This is a genomic window from Neisseria sp. P0021.S005 (assembly GCF_051956955.1).
Genome location: NZ_JBQCWY010000299.1, coordinates 1 through 3,644, shown reverse-complemented (window position 1 = coordinate 3,644; position 3,644 = coordinate 1). Strand labels below are relative to the sequence as shown.

Below are 3,644 nucleotides of genomic sequence, written 5' to 3'. Positions count from 1 at the left end.
AAGCCCAGTTTTTCCAGTGAAGCGATTTCGGCAGACGCTTCTGCGCTGAAATCGACATCTTCCGCGCCGTACACTTTTTGGGCAATCGCACGGATTTTGTCTTTAATGCTCAACTCAACATCGTAGGCAAAATTGAAGTTATTCGGTTGATTTTCGATGGCGTTGACGACTTTGTGCGCCAAGTCTGCACCACCCGCGCCGCCTTTACCCCACACTTCGGTCAAGGAAACTTCGACGCCGTGTTCCGCACAGGCTTTTTCAATCATGGCCAACTCGGCATCGGAGTCGGACACAAAGCGGTTGATGGCAACCACCACAGGCAGGCCGAATACGTTTTTCAGGTTGGAAATGTGTTTCAGCAGATTAGGCAGGCCTTTTGCCAAGGCTTCGAGGTTTTCTTCGCCGAGATTGGCACGCTCCACGCCGCCGTTGTATTTCAAAGCGCGGACGGTAGCCACGACAACAGCCGCATCAGGTTTCAAATCCGCCAGACGGCATTTGATGTCGCAGAATTTTTCCGCGCCCAAATCCGCGCCGAAGCCTGCTTCGGTTACGGCGTAATCGGCAAGGTGTTTCGCCAAACGGGTAGCGGTTACAGAGTTACAGCCGTGGGCGATGTTGGCGAACGGGCCGCCGTGTACAAAGGCCGGAGTGCCTTCGATGGTTTGTACCAAGTTAGGCTTAATCGCATCTTTAAGCAATGCCGCCATCGCGCCATTCGCTTTTAAATCTTTGGCGTAAACAGGGCTGCCGTCTTTGGCATAGGCGACAAGGATGTTGCCCAAACGCTCTTTTAAATCGCTGATGTCTTTGGCAAGACAGAATACTGCCATCACTTCGGACGCAACGGTAATGTCAAAACCATCGGGACGCATCACACCGTCAACAGGTTTGCCCATACCGTCGATAATGTTGCGCAACTGACGATCGTTCATATCGACCACGCGACGCCACAGCACGCGTTTCGGATCGATGTTCAACTCATTGCCTTGATAGATATGGTTGTCGAGCATGGCGGCGAGCAGGTTATTCGCCGCACCGATGGCGTGAAAGTCGCCGGTAAAGTGCAGGTTAATGTCTTCCATCGGCAAAACTTGGGCATAGCCGCCGCCTGCCGCACCACCTTTAACACCAAACACCGGACCCAAAGAAGGCTCGCGCAGGGCGATAACCGAGTCTTTGCCGATATGGCGCAATGCGTCCGCCAAACCGATGGTTACGGTGGTTTTACCCTCACCCGCAGGAGTCGGATTAATGGCGGTAACCAAAATCAGACGGCCTTGTTTTTCCGGCAGCTTGAATGCCTCGGCAGGATTGATTTTGGCTTTGTAATGACCATAGGGCTCGATGTTGTCAACGTTCAAACCCAGCTTGGCGGCAATTTCACCAATCGGGCGCATGGTGGAAGACTGGGCAATTTCAGCATCGGTTTTGAAGCTCATGATTTTCCTTTATTGAGAGAGGGAAAGGCCGTCTGAAACAATATAATAAAGACGGCTGGAAGAAAAAGAATATTAGTTCTATTATAGCGTTTTCCAAAGACAAACCGCAGTGAAAATTTCGATATTTCATCAACAAGCGGATTCATATTGTCAACAATTTGAAACAAAGGAATAAAACATGAGCAGTAACGCATGGCTGTTTTGGGCATTGGCATCGGCAGGCTTCGCCTCATTGACCGCCATTTTCGCCAAAATGGGTTTACAGGGCATAGATTCAGATTTCGCCACCTTTATCCGCACCTTGGTCATCCTCGCCGCTTTGGTATTGTTTTTAACCTACACCGGCAAATGGCAGGGTGTGAACGGCTTTACCGGCCGCAACTGGACATTCCTCATCCTATCCGGCCTCGCTACCGGCGCATCTTGGCTTGCCTACTTCAAAGCCCTGCAACTGGGCAACGCCTCACAAGTCGCGCCCGTCGACAAATTCAGCCTGGTCTTGGTTGCCCTGATGGCCGTCGTTTTCTTAGACGAGCGCCCAAGCACGCAGGAATGGATAGGCTTAGGCTTGGTAACCGCAGGCGTATTGACTTTGGCTTTGAAACGATAAAAATTGGGACATCAAAAAAGGCCGTCTGAAAAATTTCAGACGGCCTTTGCTTTGCTTCAAACAATCAGCTCACAATTAATTTGAACCGACTTTGATTTTTTGCCACAAGTTGACAGACAGTTTTTTCGCATCTGCGCTCATTTGAGGCATGACGAAACCGTCTTTCATGTCTTGCTCGTTCGGGAAAATAGAACGTGTATTCACCAGCTCTGCAGGCATTTTTTCGCGTGCCGGTTTGCTGGCCGGGGCGAAGGTCACGGCAATACCGTTTTTCGCAGCCACTTCGGGATCAAGTGTGTAGTTGATGTATTTGTGGGCATTAGCGATGTTTTTTGCATCAGCCGGAATCAACCAAGATTCAATCCAGAAGCCCATGCCTTTCGGTGTCAACACTTCAATGCCGACGTTGTTTTTCACTTCTTCGGAACGCGCTTTGGCCAAGTTCAAGTCGCCGCCGTTACCTGCCGCCAAGCAGATATCGCCGCGCGCCAATTCGTCAATGATGGAAGGGCTGAAACGTTTCACGTCAGGACGGATAGACTTCAACACTTCCGCCGCCGCTTTCAAATCTTCAGGATTCGAGCCTTTAGGATCTTTACCCAAGTAGTTCAACAAGATTGGGAACATTTCGCTCGGGGTATCCCACAAAGCGATGCCACAAGATTTCAGCTTGTTGGTGTATTCGGGTTTGAACAGCAAATCCCAGCCGTTTTCAGGCAATTTTCCGCCCAAAAGCTCTTTGCCCTTCGCCGTAATCGCAATCGTATTCACACCTGAGAAGTATGGAACGGCGTATTGATTGCCAGGGTCGGCGGTTTCCAACATCTTCAGCAATTCAGGGTCGATGTTTTTGTAGTTCGGAATCAGATCCTTATTGATTTTTTGGTATGCACCTGCCTCAATTTGGCGCGGCAGGAAGGCAATACCGGGTACAACCAAGTCATAGCCGGATTTGCCGGTCAGCATTTTGGCTTCCAACGTTTCGTTGTTTTCATACAAATCGTAAGTCAGCTTCAAATTGTTGGTTTTTTTGAAGTCTTCGACTGTACTTTCGTCAACGTAGTTTGACCAGTTGTAGATATTCAAAGTATCGGTGGCGGCTGCTTCGGTATTGGCAGCAGGCGCGCTGCCTGCTTGAGGTTGCTCGGCTTTTTTCTCGCCACCGCCGCACGCGGCCAAAGACAATGCGGCCAATACGGCTAATACGGATTTTTTCATACGGGCAGATTCCTGATGAAAGAGTGGTTAATGTCAATAAATAAGAAACCCTGCACCCCATAAACACCCCGGCGCAGAGTTAGGTTATTGTAATGGAAACGTAAGCAAACGCAAAGCAATATCCATCTGATTTTTATTGAAATAAGGCAAAGCAACACCATCTTTTTACCAAAAGCGTTGCACCGGCTGTAGTTTTTGGGCAAAATACGGCTGATTTGCGCGCGTTATAGAGAAAAAGCTTGCATATAAGGAAATCTGTCTTTAAAATTGCGCGTTTACAGAATTTATTTTTCAGGAGATATTCAATATGGCAAACAGCGCACAAGCCCGCAAACGTGCCCGCCAGTCGGTTAAACAACGCGCCCACAACGCCA

3 protein-coding genes and 1 pseudogene are annotated in these 3,644 nt (G+C 49.3%); 2 read left to right on the top strand and 2 right to left on the bottom strand.

The features are described from left to right. Positions 1-1,442 (bottom strand): formate--tetrahydrofolate ligase (locus ACTHUE_RS13055; RefSeq protein WP_440423668.1); only part of this gene is annotated, 1,442 nt, incomplete at its 3' end. Between the two features lie 178 nt (positions 1,443-1,620). On the opposite strand from ACTHUE_RS13055, the gene ACTHUE_RS13050 reads away from it, so the two are divergent. After that, entirely contained in the window at positions 1,621-2,052 is a 432-nt protein-coding gene (locus ACTHUE_RS13050) for an EamA family transporter (protein WP_003680126.1), read from the top strand. Positions 2,053-2,127: 75 nt separating this feature from the next. Here ACTHUE_RS13050 and ACTHUE_RS13045 read toward each other — a convergent pair whose 3' ends face one another. After that, a complete protein-coding gene (locus tag ACTHUE_RS13045; RefSeq protein WP_004518822.1) occupies positions 2,128-3,270 on the bottom strand; it encodes an extracellular solute-binding protein in 1,143 nt (380 codons plus the stop codon). 307 nt (positions 3,271-3,577) lie between these two features. Here ACTHUE_RS13045 and ACTHUE_RS13040 point away from each other — a divergent pair. Then, positions 3,578-3,644: pseudogene (locus tag ACTHUE_RS13040) on the top strand (30S ribosomal protein S20); the annotation flags it as partial.

What these genes read in the sequence shown, in the direction of transcription:
- ACTHUE_RS13050 (WP_003680126.1), top strand. Translation starts at nt 1,621, where the DNA reads ATGAGCAGTAACGCATGGCTGTTTTGGGCATTGGCATCGGCAGGCTTC.
- ACTHUE_RS13045 (WP_004518822.1), bottom strand. Translation starts at nt 3,270, where the DNA reads ATGAAAAAATCCGTATTAGCCGTATTGGCCGCATTGTCTTTGGCCGCG.